This window comes from Microvirga terrestris (genome assembly GCF_015694425.1).
Taxonomy (GTDB): Bacteria; Pseudomonadota; Alphaproteobacteria; order Rhizobiales; family Beijerinckiaceae; genus Microvirga; species Microvirga terrestris.
In genome coordinates this window covers 423,486-441,223 of the sequence record NZ_JADQDN010000002.1, presented here as the reverse complement: position 1 = coordinate 441,223, position 17,738 = coordinate 423,486, and the positions used below count along the sequence as shown (strand labels likewise).

The window sequence follows — 17,738 nt, the reverse complement described above, 5'->3', positions numbered from 1 at the left end:
ACGTCGCGCGTTCTGGTTTCCGGCGCCTCGAGCGCCTATCTTCCTGCCATCTGAATCCTGGAGAGCCGTAATCCTCATGCACGTCCGCCGCCTCGATCCCATCCTCGTCGACCGCATCGCTGCGGGCGAGGTCGTCGAGCGACCGGCGGCGGCCGTGAAGGAGCTGGTCGAGAATGCGGTCGATGCGGGCGCCACCTCCATCGAGATCACCGTGGAGGCGGGCGGGCGCCGCCTGATCCGCATCATTGACGACGGTCGGGGCATGACGCCCGAGGATCTGGAACTCGCGGTCGAACGGCACGCCACGTCCAAGCTGCCGGATGGCGACCTGTTCGCCATCAACACGCTGGGCTTCCGCGGCGAGGCTCTGCCGTCCATCGGCGCAGTGGCGCGGCTCTCCATCGTGTCCCGGACAGCTGTGGCCGAAACCGGCAGCGCCATCGTGGTGGAAGCGGGCATCAAAAGCCCGGTGCGGCCCGCGCCTGCCCCGAAGGGCACCCGCGTCGAGGTAACGGACCTGTTTTCCGCCACGCCCGCGCGCCTGAAATTCCTGAAGAGCGACCGCTCGGAGGCGCAGGCCGTTGCGGAGATCGTCAAGCGGCTGGCCATCGCGCATCCGACAATCCGCTTCACCCTGTCGGGCGAGCACATCACGGCCTTCACCTACCCACCGGAGGAGCCCGGCGAGCACGGCTTCCTGCGCCGTCTCTCGCGGGTTCTGGGGCCTGAGTTTCACGAGAACGCCATGGCCATTGGGGTCGAGCGCGAGGGCGTGCGGCTCGCCGGCTTTGCGAGCCTGCCGACCTATCATCGCGGCACCGGCACGGCGATCCATTTCGTGGTCAACGGACGGCCCGTGCGCGACAAGCTGCTGCTCGGCGCCGTGCGCGGCGCCTATGCGGATGTGATGGCGTCCGACCGGCACCCGGTGCTTGCCGTCATGATCGATATCGATCCGCGCAGCGTCGATGTGAACGTCCATCCGGCGAAGACCGAGGTGCGCTTCCGCGATCCGAATTTCGTGCGCGGCTTCGTGGTGGCGGCGCTCAAGGAAGCGATCACTCGCTACGCCTTCCGGGCTTCATCCACCGGCGGCACGCGCACGCTCGATAGCTTGCGTCCGCAAGGCGCTGTGCCCCTGCGCCCGGCCTATCCGCATCGCGTTCATGCCATCCGCCCCACTGGCTCTTTCGCGAACTGGCAGGCGCCGCTCGATGCACCGGAGCAATCCTACACATCGGGCCTTTCCGAGCGGCAGGCGAGCCTACCCAATCTCGCCGCGCCTTCCGCCGACAGCCGCGCGACATTGCATGAGATGGAGCCGCAAACCGAGGAATCGCCGCTCGGTGCCGCGCGCGCGCAGCTGCACGGCACCTATATCGTCGCGCAGACGCAGGACGGCATCGTCATCGTCGACCAGCATGCGGCGCATGAGCGCCTCGTCTACGAGCGACTGAAGCGCGAGCGCGCCTCATCCGGCATCGCGCGGCAGTTGCTGCTCATTCCGGAAGTGGTCGATCTCGATCCTGTCGATGCCGACCGGGTCTTGGCAGAAGCCGCCGCGCTGGAGGGGCTCGGCCTCGTGGTCGAGCCGTTCGGGCACGGCGCGCTCCTCGTGCGCGAGGTGCCGTCAGCGCTCGCCGGCGGGCGCATCAAGGCCCTGGTGCAGGACGTGGCCGATGCGCTTGCCGAATGGGGGCAGGGCGCCTCAAGTCCGCTTGAGGAGCGGCTTGACGCTGTTCTCTCGCGCATGTCCTGCCACGGCTCGATCCGCGCGGGGCGGCGCCTGCGGCCGGAGGAGATGAATGCACTCCTGCGTGAGATGGAAGCGACGCCGCTGTCGGCCCAGTGCAACCACGGGCGGCCGACTTACGTGGAACTGAAGCTCACGGATATCGAACGCCTGTTCGGACGGCGCTGACGCATATTTGATTGAGCGCTTCTCATGGTGGGAACGCTCAGGCGATGGTCAGATGCTGGTCTGATACAGCTTGAGGCTCTTGCGCGCCGGCTTGGCCGCAAGATGAGCCGGCATGGCGGCCTGATCGAGGCAATCCTCGAAGGTAAGCGTCCGGGGCGCTTCCACATTTATCACTGCGTCGGCCTCGTCCGAGCTGAAGGCGATTCCAGCAAAAGCCCCCTCGCGCCAGCACACCCGCGCCCGGCGGACCTGCAGGTCATGGGCTGCGATGAACAGCTCGAAGGTCTCGGGCAGGTCCATCTGCGGCTTAAGGGCGATCCTGGCGCCGCCGGTCGAGATGTCGCGCACCGTGCAGGCGATCATTGCGTCGGGTCCGAGCATGATCTGCGCCGGGTGATGGGCCGGAAAGCGCCTAGCGTGCCGGCGGTTGTCGGTAGCGATGGCAGGGACCATGGAAGAGACCTGGGGCAAATGGCCAATGAAGCTTTGCATTAACCATTTGTTAACCGGCTTCTCAAGTCCCCCGAAAGAGGTATCCCCGAAGAGATTGGGACTCTCCGGCTTAACGCGACGGACCCTTCCGCTCCGATGAGGCCGCCCAGATGTTCAGGTTGCCCTCGCCGGCGAAACGGTCGATCTCGGCGAGCTCCTCGGGCGTGAACGATAGGTTCTTGAGCGCGCCGACGCAGTCGACGACCTGCTCGGGACGGCTCGCGCCGATGAGCGCCGAGGTCACGCGCCCGCCTCGCAGCACCCAGGCCAGCGCCATCTGGGCCAGCGTCTGCCCGCGCTGCTCGGCGATGCCGTTGAGGCCGCGGATGCGGGAGAGGTTGTCTTCGCTGAGGAAGGTGGTGCGCAGGGATTTGCCTTGCGCGGCGCGGCTCTCCTCCGGAATGCCGTTCAGATATTTCGTGGTCAGCATGCCCTGCGCCAGCGGCGAGAATACGATGGAGCCCATGCCCAGATCGTCGAGGGTGTCGAGCAGGCCATCCTCCTCGATCCAGCGGTTGAGCATGGAATAGCTCGGCTGGTGGATGATGCACGGGGTCTTGAGCTCGCGCAGGATCGCAACGGCCTCGCGGGTGCGCTGGCTGTTATAGGACGAGAGGCCCACATAGAGCGCCTTACCCTGCCGTACGGCGGAGTCCAACGCCAGCATGGTCTCTTCCAGCGGCGTGTTCGGGTCGAAGCGGTGGGAATAGAAGATGTCCACATAGTCGAGCCCCATGCGCTTGAGGCTCTGGTCGAGGCTGGAGAGCAGATATTTGCGGCTGCCCCATTCGCCATAGGGGCCGGGCCACATGCGGTAGCCAGCCTTGGTGGAGATCACCAGCTCGTCGCGCAGGCCGTGGAACTCGCTGCGCAGGATCTCGCCGAACAGGGTCTCGGCCGAGCCCGGGGGAGGGCCATAATTGTTGGCAAGATCGAAATGCGTGATGCCTAGATCGAAGGCCGTGCGGCATATCTCCCGCGCGGTCGCCGCCGACTTGTCTTCACCGAAATTGTGCCAGAGCCCCAACGAAATCGCCGGCAGCATGAGCCCGCTGTGGCCGCACCGGTTGTAGATCATCTCATCATAGCGATTTTCAGCGGGCAGGTAGGCCATCGAATTCTCCAGCGCAGCAACAGGGCAGCAGACTTACATAGCGCGGTTGGGGCGCGTTCAACAACGTGGGCGTCGCATCTCTTATGACGAGAAGCGTGTGACGACGCTGATGCCAAGCCCTTCGAACCGGTCCATCGCCATGAGGGCGGCAGGTGCTTCGTCAAGGCTCAGGTGCTTGCCGACGAGCTTCTGCGGTGCGAGCTTGCCGGTGCGGATCATCGCCATCATGTCCTGATACCGGAAGGCCTGCATGCCGTGGCTGCCATAGATCTCCAGCTCATGGGCGATGACCTGCGCCATCGGTACGATTGCCCGGGCGTGATCGCCCACCATTAGGCCAACCTGCACGTGACGCCCACGGCGGCGCAGGTTGGCAATTGAGTTGTAGCAGGTAGCAGGGCTGCCCAATGCATCCATGGACATATGAGCACCGCCTTCCGTGATCTCATTCACCGTTCCGATCACGTCGGCGGAATCGCGTGCGTTCACGGTCGCCACAGCGCCCATCTCGCGCGCGAAGGCAAGCTTTTCGTCGGTCAGATCGATGGCGATCACGTTCGCCCCCATGGCGCTCGCAATCATGATGGCGGACAGCCCGACACCGCCGCAGCCGTGAACCGCCACCCATTCGCCGGGCTTCACGCGGCCCTGATCGACGATGGCGCGGAATGATGTCACAAAGCGGCAGCCGAGGCTCGCCGCAGTGGCGAAATCGAGTTCCTCGGGCAGCGCCACGAGGTTCGTATCGGCATAATCCACCGCCACATATTCCGCGAACGAGCCCCACGCCGTGAAGCCGGGCTGGAACTGCTGCTCGCAGACCTGGTGATTGCCGGAATTGCATTCGTGGCAATGCCCGCATCCGCCCACGAACGGCACCGTGACGCGGTCGCCCTTCTTCCAGCGTGTTACTTGGCGTCCGGTGGCCAGCACCGTGCCGGCGAGTTCGTGCCCCGGCACATGCGGCAGCACCACGTCGGGATCGTGCCCCATCCAGCCATGCCAGTCGCTCCGGCACAGGCCCGTCGCCTCCACCTTGATCACCACGCCATCCGGGGCGGGCGTCGGATCGGGCACGTTCTGCACGCGTGGTGGCTGACCGAACTGCTCGAAGAGAACCGCTTTCATGATGAGCCTTTCCTCCGTGACGGGTGAAGAGGCGATATAGCGGTTGAGTGAGGGCAGGGCAAACGCCCTGGTCATCGCTTCGAGAGCTTCAACGCCCCGGTGTCACCCCCACGAAGGCGGGGACCCATAACCACGACATTTCAGCGAGAGGCGAGACGCGTTGTGCGCTCTTCTGCATCGTCAGCGATTATGGATCCCGGGCGCCGCTGCGAGGCCCCGGGATGACGGCGTAGTGATGTGAGAGACGTATCTCAGATGACGAAGAAGTCGTGATAATAGAGCTTGGTTTTGTTGCCGATGGTGGCGATCTTCACCTGAGCCTTCGCGCCGGTGCCGTCCTGATCGTAATAGAGCGCACCGGTCTTGCTGTCGTAGATGATGCGGTCCTCCGCATCCTGCGCGCTGGTGCCCTGCACGAACATGTCGGCCTTGAACTTCACCCCCTTTGACGAGCCCTTTCCGAGCTTGGTGAAGATCTTGTCCTCAAGCTGGATGGAATCATACTTCGTGCTGAAATCGTAGATCCGGTCGACATTGGTGCTCTTGCTGGGGCGTGTGTCGAACACGAACACGTCCTTGCCCGCGCCGGTGCCGCCGTAGAGCTTGTCGTTGCCGGTGCCTCCATAGAGCTTGTCCGACCCCGAACCGCCGTAGAGCATGTCATTGCCTGAGGAGGCCTTGAGCACATCGTTGCCGCCCTGGCCCTTGAGGGTGTTCTTGCCCGTGTGGCCTGCAATCTCGTTGGCTGTGTCCGAACCGGTCAGGTTGCCCGACCTCTTGGACGACACGCCCGAGAGCTTGAGCACCTCGACCTCGGCAGACGCCGAGAGGGTGTAGGAGGAGGAGGTCAGAACCGTGTCACGCCCGGCCCCTGCATTCTCCGTCACCACGTCGCCTGATCGCACCCTGTAGGTATCATGGCCCGCCCCGCCGTGCAGATGCGTGGCGCCGTTGCCGGTCAGGATGTCGGCATGGTTCGAGCCGACAATGCCCTCGATGGAGATCCAGGTATCGCCGGCACCGTCACCGGAAGCACCCGCAAGGCTGGCGCTCACGCCAGCAGTCGAACTGGCAAACGACACGAAGTCGAAGCCGTCGCCGCCATTCAGGATGTCGGCGCCAGCACCGCCATCCAACGTGTCGTTGCCGAGCCCACCCTGCATGGTGTCGGCTCCTGCGTCGCCATCGATTTGGTTCGTGCCGGCATTGCCAGTGATCGTGTTCGCCAGAGCGTTGCCGGTCAGTGCAATTGAAGCCGAGCCAGTGGCAATGAGGTGCTCTACATGCGCACTCAAAGCATAACTGACACTGGCTTCGACCGTATCGATGCCTTCATTGGCCTTTTCGATCACACGGTCGCCGGCATTGTCCACTTTATAGGTGTCATTGCCGCCAACGCCTTCGAGCCGGTCCGCCCCCGCACTGCTCTCGAAGGTGTCGTTGAACGCTGTGCCGATGTAGTGATCGTTCTGAGCCGTACCTTTTAGAGAGATCGCTTTGTCGCGTGGGTCGACGATCTGGATACCTTGCGAGTGGCGAACGAGGATGCGCCCGTCAGCCATGAGATGCAGCTCGTGCAGGTAGATGGGCGCCGCTGTCGCCTCTTGTCTGACGCGAACATCGTCGGTCAGACGTACGCCGTTCTTGTCAAAGATAGCTAGATAGACCTCAAACCCAAGCGCGCCGCTGTCGTAAAATTCTGTCGCCTTCTCGTAAGCCACGGCAAAGCCGCCGTCCGGCAGGGACAGCACGTCGGAATGACCGGCGGAGAGAAACTCCGGAAATGGGAGGGATGAAACGGGCTTTTCATCGAAGAGAGGGGTGCCGTCCGGCTCGTAGACTCTGAAGAAGGCATTGTAATCAGGACCTTCAGCGGGGCCTTGCTCCATCCACGTGACGACAAAGCCGCCCCCTTTGAGGGCTGTGACTTTAACTCCTTCTTTGATGGGCGATGAAGTTGTTGAGATCTCGAAGGACATCGGAGCCGAACCGCCAGCCTCGGACGGCGCGAGCACATATCCTTTGAGGGACGAGGTGCCCTCGCGGACCACCACGGCGACATTGCCGTTGGCCAGCGCAGTGACATCGGTGAGAACGGCTCCGGGTGCAGAACTGCTGGCCAAGCCGAGATCGATTGCAGCCGAGCGTGTCCCGTCCGGGCTGAACATGCGCAGATATGCGTGGCCGTCCTTCTCGTTGCGGGCGCTGATGACCAGCGTTCCATCATCGAGGGCGATGATGGATTCCGCATAATCCCTCGCGCCGGAGACCGGATCGAAAACCGGCTTCGTTGTGCCGGTCGGCGTCAGATCCGCACTGTAGATGGACATCCAGGGCGCCACATAGGTGTTCCCAGAACTCGGCGTATTCACCGTCCAAGTGATGGCGATCCGACCGTCCGGCAGTTCCACCGCTATCGGATCGATGGCAGGGAGTTCCAAGTCTCCATAGACACCCGGTACCTCGTGCTTCGGAACATCGAGGTCCTGCTTGGTCTTCAGGGATCCATCTGCATTGTAGATCCAGGCTGTGAGCGTGACAGCGGGAAACGTTCCGGTTTTACCCACTACCAGAAAAGTGCCGTTGTTGAGCGCCGTCATGCGCGGGAACTGGGCTTCGGATGGAAGTGAGAATGGAGATCCCCAGAGAAATGGCTCAGTCATGACGATCCCCGTCGCAGTCAATCCATGGCGCCTTACGGCGCGATGACGCAATGTTATGCAGAATCAGCTATAGGACAACCGTCTTGACGAATATAGAATAATATTGCGCTATTATGGCGGAGCAGTTCGGTCTTTCTGTAAAGGTGCAGGATGAGGTTTGTTTTAGCCCTATGCATGTTGACATTAGGCTGTCTGATAGCATCCGCGCCCGCTTTCGCACATCGACCCTACTATTCGCAGATCGAAAGCATCCGTTTAGCCGATGGCGAGATCGGTCAAGTAAGGCTGCTCCATGGAGATGGTATTTTCTTCACTGATCCGGTCCGCCCCCTGATCGTGAATTCCAAGGGACAGCTTGTGGCGAGAGGCCCGAAGGCCCGTTCAATCGTGATCCCATGCAGTGCCGAGCATGCCTGCCTCATCGTCGATCTGAGGAACGAGCGCATCTATGACCTTGAGGCGGGCTCCTTCAGGCAAGGGCCAGTACAGCCTGACGTCCGGGATGGTGACCGGACGGACGATTGGGATCTGGAGGACGGGGACGAGAGCTGGGGGTTTACAATGCGTGACGCTAGCGCTCGCGAAATTCTGACAGCAAACTTGATGGCGGCACGTCAATCCGCCCCCGGACTTGCGATGATAGCGGCTCTTGCGGCCGTTGGAGCATTTGCTCTGATTCCGCTTCCCTTGAACCTCCGCTCCCGAGGTGTCCGAATCTTTGTCCGGACCATCCTGTTACTGGTCGGCGCAATGGTCTGCCTGTTTCTTCTGATCGTGACGTTCTGGCTCTCGGTGCTGAGCGGCCTCAGCTTCGAACTCTGGCTCGTTCCAACCGTCCTTGGAGCGGGAGCCGTCTGGCTTGCTGCAGGAATTGTTCGACGGCGTGCTCCTCGCGCTGCTCGGACATGAGGGAAGCCTGCAAACCACTCACCCCTTGAACCGCCCGAACACCACCTTGGTCTCCCCGTAATCCCGCCGCTCGATCTCCTCGAAGCGCTCCGGCAGTGCGACCTCGACGCTCTGCGCTTCTTCCACGATCACGAGCGCGTCCGGCACGAGCCAGCCGCCCTCGACGCAGGAGCGCAGGGCTTTCGGCGCGAGGTCCCTGCCATAGGGTGGATCGCAGAACACAACGGAGAAAGGCGCGTTGGGCGCGGCCTCGCCCATGCGGGTCGCGTCGCGGCGGAAGAGGCGGGTGGCGCCACCGGCGCCGAGGGCTTCCACATTCTCGCGGATGATGCCGCGGGCCTGGGCGCCGTCGTCGACGAAGAGCGCGAAAGCGGCACCGCGCGAAAGTGCTTCCAACCCTAAGGCGCCGGTGCCGGCGAACAGGTCGAGCACGCGCGCGCCCTCAAGGGGGTCGTTGTAGGAATGCTGGAGGATGTTGAAGAGCGTCTCGCGCAGGCGGTCCGAGGTCGGGCGGATGGCGTCCGAGCTTGGCCCCTTGAGCGAGCGGCCGCGCCAGCGCCCGCCCACGATTCTCATGGCTCAAACCTCATGAAGAGAGTCTCACAAAACCTCGAAGAGCCTCATCCTGAGGAGGTCGTGCAGCGACCGTCTCGAAAGAGGTTCCAGTGGTATCTGGAACCTCTTTCGAGACGCAGACTACGTCTGCTCCTCAGGATGAGGTTTGTGTTTTCTTAGCGGCGGCCGCGCGGGCCGCCCTTGGAACCACCTTTGAAGCCGCCGCCCTTCGAGGCGCCGCCCTTGGACGCGCCTCTGGGGCCGCTCTTGAATCCGCCGCCGGCACCGCCTCTCGGTCCACCGCGCGAAGGGCCATCGCCTCGCGGCGGGCCGCGACGGGGACGGTCATCGTCGCCACGGGCGCGGAACGGCCGGTCTCCTTCGGAGCGGCGAGGGCGGTCATCACCCCCTTCGCGCGAGCGGAAGGGACGGTCGCCCTGCGGCCTGCGCGGACGATCCTCGGAACCCTCATCACGGGAGCGGAACGGCCTGTCGCCGGCTGGGCGGCGCGGGCGGTCGTCGTCACGGCGCGGCGGACGGCTTGTGCCCTCGCGTCTTGCCGGAGCCGCATCTCGATCGTCACGACGGCGTGGGCGATCATCACCGGATGTTGCGCCACGGCCTCTGCGCGGAGCGGGTGCTTCCTCCGCTTCAGGCTGGCGCACGAGGCGCTCCACCCGGACCTTGCGACCTTCCTTGGAGGTGATCGCGCCCATCCGTTCGCGCTGACGCTCCCCGGCTACGGCACGGGCCTCGCGCGGATCGGCGCCGCGGCGGGGCATCTTCCTGCTCGGCGTATCCTCGTCGGTCTCGCCGGCGCGCCATACGCTGCGCTTCGGGTCGAGGCGGGAGGGGCGCTTTGCGGGTTCCTCCTCGTCGCGACCGCGACGTTCGCCGTCACGGGCGCGGAACGGCCGCTCGTCATCGTCGCGACGACGGCGCGGGCGCTCCTCATCGCGGCCGCGGGCGGAACGAGCCGGGCGCTCGTCTCGCTCCTGGCGGTCCTTTTTCGAGGAGCCGAAGGGTGCGATGGGCTCGCGCACCGGGCTCTCGAAATCGACGCCGGCCTCAACAGCGAGCGCTTCGCCGAGCTGGTCCTTCAGTATCCTGGTGCGCACCTCTTCCACGAGGCCAACCTCGAGGTCGCCGAGCTGGAACGGGCCGAACGACATGCGGATCAGGCGGTTCACCTGCAGGCCCATATGCTCGAGGATGCGCTTGATCTCGCGGTTCTTGCCCTCGCGCAGGCCCATGGTGATCCAGGCGTTGTCGCCCTGCACCCGGTCGAGGCGCGCCTCGATGGGGCCGTAGTCGATGCCGTCGATGGAGATGCCGTCGCGCAGTTTGTCGAGATCGGCCTGGTTCACCTCGCCGTGGGCGCGCACCTTGTAGCGGCGCAGCCAGCCGGTGTCGGGATGGGCGATGACGCGGGCAAGGCCGCCGTCGTTGGTGAGCAGCAGCAGGCCTTCGGTGTTGATGTCGAGGCGTCCGATCGCCACCACGCGGGGCAGATCCTCGGGCAGGTTGTCGAACACGGTGGGGCGTCCCTCCGGATCCTTGGCCGTGGTCACGAGGCCGCGCGGCTTGTGGAACAGCCACAGGCGCGTGCGCTCTTTGGTGGGCAGGGGCTCGCCGTCCACGGTGATCGTGTCGGCCGCCGTCACGTTGACGGCGGGGCTCTCCAGCACCTTTCCGTTGAGGGTCACGCGGCCTTCAGCAATCATCACCTCCACGTCGCGGCGGGACGCGATGCCCGCCCGGGCGATCACCTTGGCGATACGGTCCTCGACCGGCTCCTGAGGCTCGGCCTGCACCGCAGGCTGCTCCTCGCGGGTGCGGCGCGGGCGGTCCTCGCTCGAACGGTCGAAACGGCGCGGGCGCTCGTCGCCGCCACGACCCCGGAAGGGGCGGTCGCCATCCTCGCGGCGCGGACGGAAGGGCTTGTCGCCGCCTTCACCGCGGGGGCGGAACGGCTTGTCACCGGCACTGCGGGCGCGAAACGGCTTGTCGCCGCCCTCCGTGCGTGGTCGGAAAGGCTTCTTGTCGCCGCTTTCGGAACGGCGGGGACGGTCGTCGTTGTCACGGCTGCGGACAGGCCGGTCGCCACCCTCGGTCCGCGGGCGAAACGGCTTGTCCCCATCGCGGCTGCGGAAAGGTTTGTCTCCGGCGGCACGGGGCTTGCGCGGGCGGTCGTCGTCGCCACGGGCGCGGAAGGGGCGCTCGCCGCCTTCGCGGGGCTTGCGGGGGCGGTCGCCGGATGAGGGGCGGCCACGGTCGGAGCGTCCCGGCGGACGGCCCTTGCGATTATCGTCGTTGCTGTCGGTCATGGGAGCCTGATAGCAGAGGTGCCCAAGAGAAGCGAGGGCCAAGGGCACTACGAGAGTCATGGAGAACCAAGAGAGTGATGGACAACGCCGATCACACGCCGCTTGATCCGAGACAGGCCGATCCTATGAGCGTGGCCTTCGACGAGGCCCGTGCCGCTGCCGCGCGCGGCGAGGTGCCGGTGGGGGCTGTCATCGTCAGGGACGGGCGCATCGTGGCTTCTGCCGGCAACCGCCCACGCGAACTGCGTGATCCATCGGCCCATGCCGAGTTGCTCGCCATCCGCCGGGCCTGCGAGGCCCTCGACGATGAGCGTCTCTCCGGCTGCGACCTCTACGTGACGCTGGAACCCTGCACCATGTGCGCCGGAGCGATCTCGTTTGCCCGCATCCGCCGGGTCTATTACGCCGCCCATGACTCGAAAGGCGGTGCAATCGACAGCGGCGTGCGCTTCTTCGATCAGCCGACCTGCCACCACGCACCGGAGGTCTATGGCGGCATCAGGGAAAGCGAGGCGGCCGCATTGCTGCGGGAGTTTTTCGAGGGGAGGCGGTGAGAGCCGCATGAAAAAGCCCGGAGCGATCGCTCCGGGCTCTGCCTCAATTTATAGAACTGCGTTAGCGGCTCTTATCCGTCGTGCCGGTGCGGGAGATGCCGGCGCTGCGGTCGTCGTCAACCTCAACCTCGGTTTTGCGCACCGTGTCGGAGACGGTTTGCGTGCGCTGGTCGGCATCCTTGCGCACCACTACTTCCTCAACCACGCGAGCTTCTTTCGAGACAACAGCTTCTTCGGCCCGCTCTTCCATCTCGATGGTGCGCTCGCGGAAGAGATCGCCGTCGTTCACCGAGCCGGCGCGCAGGGTGCCCTCGGCCGGGCGGCGCTCGACGGACACGCGTTCCTCTCTCAGTGAAACCTGCTCCTCGACGGGACGCTCGGTCACGTGGGAGCGGATGCGGACGCGACCGTGACTGACCTCCCGCTTGCCCACATGCAGCTCTTCCTCGGCAACGGGGATCACCTCGTCGCCATCCGAACTGCGGCTCTGAGCGTACAGGCGATCATCCTGAAGGCTTTCATGGTCGCGTATAGCGCTTCCCTCTGTCAGGCCGCTGCCCAGCATGCCTGCGGACGTCGTTGCCGTACCGCCCAGATCTGCAACGCCTGAATCCTGATGGCTCCAGCCTTCCGACCGCCAAGCATCCTGCCGCTCGTCGAGATCGAGCACATCGTCGTCGTCGAGAATGTCGACAACGCGGTCAACCTCGTCGTCATTGCAACGCACGGCGATGAGAGCGTGGCCGCGGCGCACGCCTTCCGCATAGGCGCGGGCGTCATCGTGCGGCACCCCATTCGTGGTCAGATAGTTCTCGACGCGATCATGATGCGATCCGCTGGAGCTCTCGTCGAAGCTGCTGGTGCTGTCCCAGGTGCGATTGTTGCCGGATGCAGTGAACAGGCAGATTTTGCCCTGCGAGATGCCCGATTGCTCCAGCTCACGGACGATGGAAGAAGCTTGAGAGTCGCTGCCGAAGAGGCAGGTTACAGTCTTGGCCATTGCACAATATCTCCAGGGCCGCGAAAATACGGCGCCGTTGCTAAACGTTTCAGGTGTTTCAGGATGCCTGGACCGCGTTACAGGAAAACATCGCGGCACCAGACGCATTGATCTATCAATTGCTGCTCGTCGACTTCGTTCCTAAGGACAAGCTGTTCACGTGCTTTCACGGGTCTATGTCGTCATCGACCGGCACCCGCTCGATGATGACGCGTTGCTTGCGAAGCTCTACCGGTGCCTCAACGTCTTCAGTGGTCCTGCGCTTGTGAACGTGGAGTTCCTCTTTCAGGACAAGACGTTTCTCGACGACAAGAATTTCCTCGAGAACGGGAATGATCGTCACGTCGTTCTCGGTGCGAACCTCGGGCGCGCGCTCGACGATCCGATCAATGGGAACGCGCGTCACTTCAATGGTTTCGCCTTCGAGCGTGGCCTTGACCAGTTCCGTCTCGACATCGACGCTGGTGCGCACACGAACCTTGCCCGTTATGACCTCTCGCTTGTCGAGGCGCAGCTTTTCTTCCGCGATGGGAATGACTTCAGTGTCGGATAATGAGTCCTGAGCGTTCGGCTGGTCCGAAATATGATTGGCCATGAAAGGATCCCGTCTGCAGCGGTGAACGTGCCGCTTGCATGACAGGTTCCTCCGGCAGGGATGCCGGGACCGATGCAGGTTGTCCGACCTCAGCTGAGCAGGAAGGCCTGCAGCGCCTCAAGGGTTGCGCTTGGGTTTTCCTCCGCTACGAAATGTCCCGATGTGACGCCGATGCCATTCGCCTTCGGCGCGAAGCTGCGGCGCCAGATATCGATCGGCTTCTGCGCGTGGCCCATCGGGCCGCTGACGAGATAGAAGTCGCTCCAGATCACGTAGGTCGGGCAGGAGATCGTCTTGCCGGCGGCAAGGTCGGCTTCATCGGCTTCGATATCGCGCGTTGCGCCGGCCCGATAATCCTCGCAGAAGGCATGAATGCGGGTGGGCTCGTTGCAGCTCTGCCAATAAGCTTCCAGCGCTCTGTGATCGAAGGCACCGAGGTCGCCGGCGGCAGACCATTGCCGCATCAATCCTTCAAAATACGGAATCGGATCGCGCCCGATATCCTCCTCGGGCACCGGATAGGGTTGCGAGAGATAGCCCCAATGCGCTTTCGGGATCGTGCCGGCCCGCATCTGCTCCCACACATGATATGTTGGCAGGATATCGAGCAGCGCGAGGCGCTCGACCCGGCCCGGATGATCCAGCGCGAGCCGATAGCCGACGCGTGCCCCGCGATCGTGCCCGGCGACGGCGAAATGTACATGACCGAGGGCTTCCATGACCTCGATGACATCCCGGCCCATGGCCCGCTTGGAATAGGTCTCGTGCTTTGCATCCCCATTGGGTGCTGTGGACCAGCCATAGCCGCGCAGATCCATGCAGACGACCGTGTGGGTCTCGGCGAGCGTCGGTGCCAGATGGTGCCACATGGCATGCGTCTGCGGAAAGCCGTGCAGCAGCACCAGCGGCCTTCCATTGCCCTTGCTGCGCGCGAAGATGCGGCCGACCTCGGTATCGATCCAATGGCTCTGGAAACCGGGAAACAGATCATCGCTCATGGGCAGCCGCTCGGCGTTATGGAATGGCCTCCATCTTAAGCTAGAGCGCCGCTCCTCAAAATTGATGAGCTGGCTCTGGAAAATGAGGCGCAACCCGGACGAGAGAAAACTTACCCAACGTCATCAGTCAATAGGGGTAGGAGGAGTTTTCAACCCTGCTCACGCTCTACGGCCCGCCAGCCGATGTCGCGGCGGCAGAAGCCCTCGGGCCAGTCGATCCGATCCACAGCCTCATAGGCCTTTCGCTGAGCCTCGGTGATGGTGGCGCCGAGGGCAGTCACGTTGAGTACCCGTCCGCCATGGGCGAGGATCCGGTCGCCGTTCTGCTTCGTGCCGGCATGGAAGACGATCACGTCGTTGAGTTCCTCGGCCCTGTCGATGCCTTTGATCTCCGAGCCTTTCTCGACCGCTCCGGGATAGCCCTGAGCGGCCATAACGACGGTGAGCGCTGCCGCATCCGACCATTGCAGGGAGATGCTGTTCAGCATGCCGTCGCAGGCGGCGAGCAGGGCGGTGACGAGGTCGGATTTCAGGCGCGGCAGCAGCACCTGTGTTTCCGGATCGCCGAGGCGCGCATTGTATTCGATGAGCTGCGGCCCATCCTTGGTGAGCATCAGCCCGGCATAGAGGATGCCCGTATAGGGCATGCCCCGCGCCTTCATGCCGGCGAGCGTCGGCTCGATGATCTCCCGCATCACGCGCGCCTGCAGGTCCGGCGTCAGCACGGCGGCGGGCGAATAAGCCCCCATGCCGCCGGTGTTCGGGCCCTTGTCTTCGTCGAACACGCGCTTGTGGTCCTGGGCGGTGCCGAACGGGATCGCCCGGGTGCCGTCGCAGAGCGCAAAGAAGCTCGCCTCCTCGCCTTCGAGAAAGGCCTCGATCACCACCTCGGCTCCGGCCGCACCGAGACCGCCGCCGATCATCATGTCGATGGCGCCTTCCGCCTCCTCGAAGGAGGTGGCCACCACCACGCCCTTGCCGGCGGCCAATCCGTCCGCCTTCACCACGATCGGCACGCCGTAGCTGCGCACATAGGCTTTCGCCGTCTCCGCGTCGGTGAAGCGCCGGTAGGCGGCGGTGGGAATGCCGAACTCGGCGCAGAGATCCTTGGTGAAGGCCTTGGAGCCTTCGAGCTGGGCGGCAGCCTTGCTCGGCCCGAACGCCTTGATGCCGGCCCCCTTCAGGTCGTCCACGAGACCGGTCACGAGGGGCGCCTCGGGCCCGACCACCACGAAATCGATCTTCATCACCCGGCAGAAATCGATCACGGCGGGATGGTCGGCAACATCCAGGACCACATTGGTGCCATGCTGCGCCGTACCCGGATTGCCCGGGGCGATCAGGAGCTTGTCGCAGAGCGCGCTCGCCGAGAGGCTGCGGGCCAGAGCATGCTCCCGTCCTCCGGAACCGATGAGAAGAATGTTCATGGGCTTGCCTCCTGATGACGCTTGGGCTCTTAGCGGCTCCGGGTCTTTTCGCCTACCCGGAAACTGCGCAACCAGAGTCCTTTCGAAAGGCGCGGCGAAATGCACAGGGGATAGGTTGCCGTTGTCGCCGCCTGTGGCTCTCACGCCCTTGGCAGGCCCCTGCGGCACGGGGTAGGTTCACGGCATGTTCGCAGAGAAAGCCCCATCGAATGCCCAGGAATGGTCGGTCTCCGACCTCGCGGGCGCCCTCAAGCGCACCCTCGAGGATGCGTTCGGCCATGTGCGCCTGCGGGGTGAGGTTTCGGGGTATCGTGGGCCGCATTCGTCGGGGCATGCCTATTTCTGCATCAAGGACCAGAATGCCCGTATCGATGCGGTGATCTGGAAGGGAGCCTTCTCCAAGCTGAGGATCCGCCCCGAGGAGGGAATGGAGGTCATCGCCACCGGGCGCATCACCACCTTCCCGGGCTCATCCAAATATCAGATCGTCGTCGAGAGCCTGGAGCCCGCCGGCATCGGCGCGCTCATGGCGCTTCTGGAAGAGCGCCGTCGCAAGCTCAATGCCGAGGGGCTGTTCGCCCCCGAACGCAAGCGCCGTTTGCCGTTCCTGCCGCAGGTGGTCGGCGTCGTCACCTCGCCGACAGGCGCCGTGATCCGCGACATCCTCCACCGGCTGGAAGACCGCTTCCCGCGCCGGGTGCTCGTGTGGCCCGTGCGCGTGCAGGGCGACACCTGCGCGGCGGAGGTCGCCGCTGCCATCCGCGGCTTCAACGCTCTTGAGCCGGGCGGGCCGATCCCGCGTCCCGATGTGCTCATCGTCGCCCGCGGCGGCGGCTCCATCGAGGATCTGTGGGGCTTCAACGAGGAAATCGTTGTTCGTGCCGCGGCCGAGAGCGACATCCCGCTCGTCTCGGCGGTCGGCCACGAGACCGACACGACCCTGATCGACCATGCCGCCGACGTGCGTGCGCCAACGCCGACGGGCGCTGCCGAAATGGTAGTGCCGGTGCGCGTCGAGCTCATGGCCGCCGTCAGCGATCTCTCCCGCCGCCATGTGGAGGCTGCGCTGCGGCTCGTCGAGCGGCGGCGCTCCGATCTGCGCGCCACGACCCGGGCCATGCCCAGCGCGGAGACGCTGTTCTCGCCCAAGCGCCAGCGGCTCGATCTGGCCGCCACCAAGCTCTATCCGGCGCTGTCCCGCAATGCCCGCGGCCACGAAGAGCGTTTGCTCAAGGTCGCGCGCCAGCTCGCCCATGTTTCGCCGGTGGCGAACGTCGCCCGCATGCGCGCCCGCCTCGATGCGGTGGGGCCGCGCCCCCACAATGCGGTCTGCCGTTCCATCCTGCTGCGCGAGGAGAGCCTCAAGCAGATCGGGCGCCGCCTCCTGGTCTCGCGTGTAACGCTGCTGCGTGCCGAGCGGACGCGGCTCGCACAGGCGTCCGAGACGGCCCAGCGCGTGGCCGAGCGGCTCGGGCCTGCTGTGCAGAGTCAGCTCGCCCGCAAGACCGACCGACTAGACGCCGTGTCCAAGCTCTTCGACAGCCTGAGCTACAAATCCGTGCTCAAGCGCGGCTTCGCCCTCGTGCGCGATGCGGAGGGGCGGCCCATGAACTCCGCGGAGGCCGTGCATGATGGCCAGGCGCTGGTGCTCGAATTCGCCGACGGGAAAGCCGAGGCCACCGGCGGGCGCATCGGCTCACGGCCGAGACCCGCAAAGCCGAGGAGCGTGGCCGTGGAGGAGCAGGGCGCCCTGTTCTGAAGGTAAGATTGGCAATCCGCCGACTCAGCCCTTATGTGAGGGATAAGCGCAACGCGATCCGTCGATGTCTTCCATGATGAACAAGTTTGAACGCAGCGGCGGCGAGGCCGTGGTGCAATATCTCGACAGCAATCTTCGGGTGGTGAAGCCTGGGGCCTATGTGCGCTGTGCGGTGACGGGGGCTGAGATCCCCCTGGACGAACTGAAGTACTGGAGCGTCGAGCGTCAGGAAGCCTATGCCTCGCCCGAGGCCGTGATGATGCGCATCACCGGGCAAGCCGCGCCCCGGACGTAGG

The 17,738-nt window shown here is 64.5% G+C and carries 14 protein-coding genes; 4 read left to right on the top strand and 10 right to left on the bottom strand.

All coding sequences use genetic code 11. From position 1 onward, the window contains the following. The first annotated feature begins 76 nt into the window (after positions 1-76). Positions 77-1,921, top strand: a complete 1,845-nt coding sequence (gene mutL, locus I2H36_RS06240; RefSeq protein ID WP_196262997.1) for a DNA mismatch repair endonuclease MutL — start codon at positions 77-79, stop codon at positions 1,919-1,921. 48 nt (positions 1,922-1,969) lie between these two features. Here mutL and I2H36_RS06235 read toward each other — a convergent pair whose 3' ends face one another. The 6 genes from I2H36_RS06235 to I2H36_RS06210 form a co-directional block, all read right to left on the bottom strand. Then, the gene (locus I2H36_RS06235; RefSeq protein WP_196262996.1) at positions 1,970-2,374 is read right to left on the bottom strand and encodes a PilZ domain-containing protein; all 405 of its coding nucleotides are present in this window, start codon (positions 2,372-2,374) and stop codon (positions 1,970-1,972) included. A gap of 109 nt (positions 2,375-2,483) precedes the next feature. Then, entirely contained in the window at positions 2,484-3,527 is a 1,044-nt protein-coding gene (gene mgrA / locus I2H36_RS06230) for an L-glyceraldehyde 3-phosphate reductase (protein WP_196262995.1), read from the bottom strand. An 81-nt stretch (positions 3,528-3,608) separates the two neighbouring features. Further along, positions 3,609-4,655 (bottom strand): zinc-dependent alcohol dehydrogenase family protein, encoded by a 1,047-nt coding sequence (locus I2H36_RS06225; RefSeq protein WP_196263168.1) that lies wholly within the window; start codon positions 4,653-4,655, stop codon positions 3,609-3,611. A gap of 251 nt (positions 4,656-4,906) precedes the next feature. Next, on the bottom strand, positions 4,907-7,318 hold the full coding sequence (locus I2H36_RS06220) for a hypothetical protein (protein WP_196262994.1): 2,412 nt from the start codon (positions 7,316-7,318) through the stop codon (positions 4,907-4,909). Positions 7,319-8,245: 927 nt separating this feature from the next. Next, positions 8,246-8,803 carry a 16S rRNA (guanine(966)-N(2))-methyltransferase RsmD gene (gene rsmD / locus I2H36_RS06215; RefSeq protein ID WP_196262993.1) on the bottom strand — a complete coding sequence of 186 codons (558 nt, stop codon included), beginning with the start codon at positions 8,801-8,803 and terminating at the stop codon, positions 8,246-8,248. 155 nt (positions 8,804-8,958) lie between these two features. Continuing rightward, a complete protein-coding gene (locus I2H36_RS06210) occupies positions 8,959-10,596 on the bottom strand; it encodes a pseudouridine synthase (protein WP_343234411.1) in 1,638 nt (545 codons plus the stop codon). A gap of 590 nt (positions 10,597-11,186) precedes the next feature. On the opposite strand from I2H36_RS06210, the gene I2H36_RS06205 reads away from it, so the two are divergent. Beyond that, positions 11,187-11,663 carry a nucleoside deaminase gene (locus tag I2H36_RS06205; protein WP_246718669.1) on the top strand — a complete coding sequence of 159 codons (477 nt, stop codon included), beginning with the start codon at positions 11,187-11,189 and terminating at the stop codon, positions 11,661-11,663. Between the two features lie 61 nt (positions 11,664-11,724). On the opposite strand, the gene I2H36_RS06200 is transcribed toward I2H36_RS06205, so the two are convergent. The 4 genes from I2H36_RS06200 to purD all read right to left on the bottom strand — a co-directional run bounded on the left by I2H36_RS06200 (position 11,725) and on the right by purD (position 15,683). Then, on the bottom strand, positions 11,725-12,663 hold the full coding sequence (locus tag I2H36_RS06200; RefSeq protein WP_210330958.1) for a YsnF/AvaK domain-containing protein: 939 nt from the start codon (positions 12,661-12,663) through the stop codon (positions 11,725-11,727). 166 nt (positions 12,664-12,829) lie between these two features. Next, positions 12,830-13,258, bottom strand: a complete 429-nt coding sequence (locus I2H36_RS06195; RefSeq protein WP_196262991.1) for a YsnF/AvaK domain-containing protein — start codon at positions 13,256-13,258, stop codon at positions 12,830-12,832. An 89-nt stretch (positions 13,259-13,347) separates the two neighbouring features. Continuing rightward, positions 13,348-14,256, bottom strand: coding sequence for an alpha/beta hydrolase (locus I2H36_RS06190; RefSeq protein WP_196262990.1), 909 nt, complete (start codon positions 14,254-14,256; stop codon positions 13,348-13,350). Positions 14,257-14,405: 149 nt separating this feature from the next. Continuing rightward, positions 14,406-15,683: a phosphoribosylamine--glycine ligase gene (purD, locus tag I2H36_RS06185; protein WP_196262989.1), complete on the bottom strand. Its 1,278-nt coding sequence runs from the start codon at positions 15,681-15,683 to the stop codon at positions 14,406-14,408. Positions 15,684-15,867: 184 nt separating this feature from the next. Between purD and xseA the strand changes: the two genes are divergently transcribed. Together xseA and I2H36_RS06175 are read left to right on the top strand one after the other, a co-directional pair. Continuing rightward, on the top strand, positions 15,868-17,442 hold the full coding sequence (gene xseA / locus I2H36_RS06180) for an exodeoxyribonuclease VII large subunit (protein ID WP_196262988.1): 1,575 nt from the start codon (positions 15,868-15,870) through the stop codon (positions 17,440-17,442). Between the two features lie 73 nt (positions 17,443-17,515). After that, a complete protein-coding gene (locus I2H36_RS06175; RefSeq protein ID WP_196262987.1) occupies positions 17,516-17,737 on the top strand; it encodes a DUF2093 domain-containing protein in 222 nt (73 codons plus the stop codon). The last annotated feature ends 1 nt before the right edge of the window (position 17,738 follow it).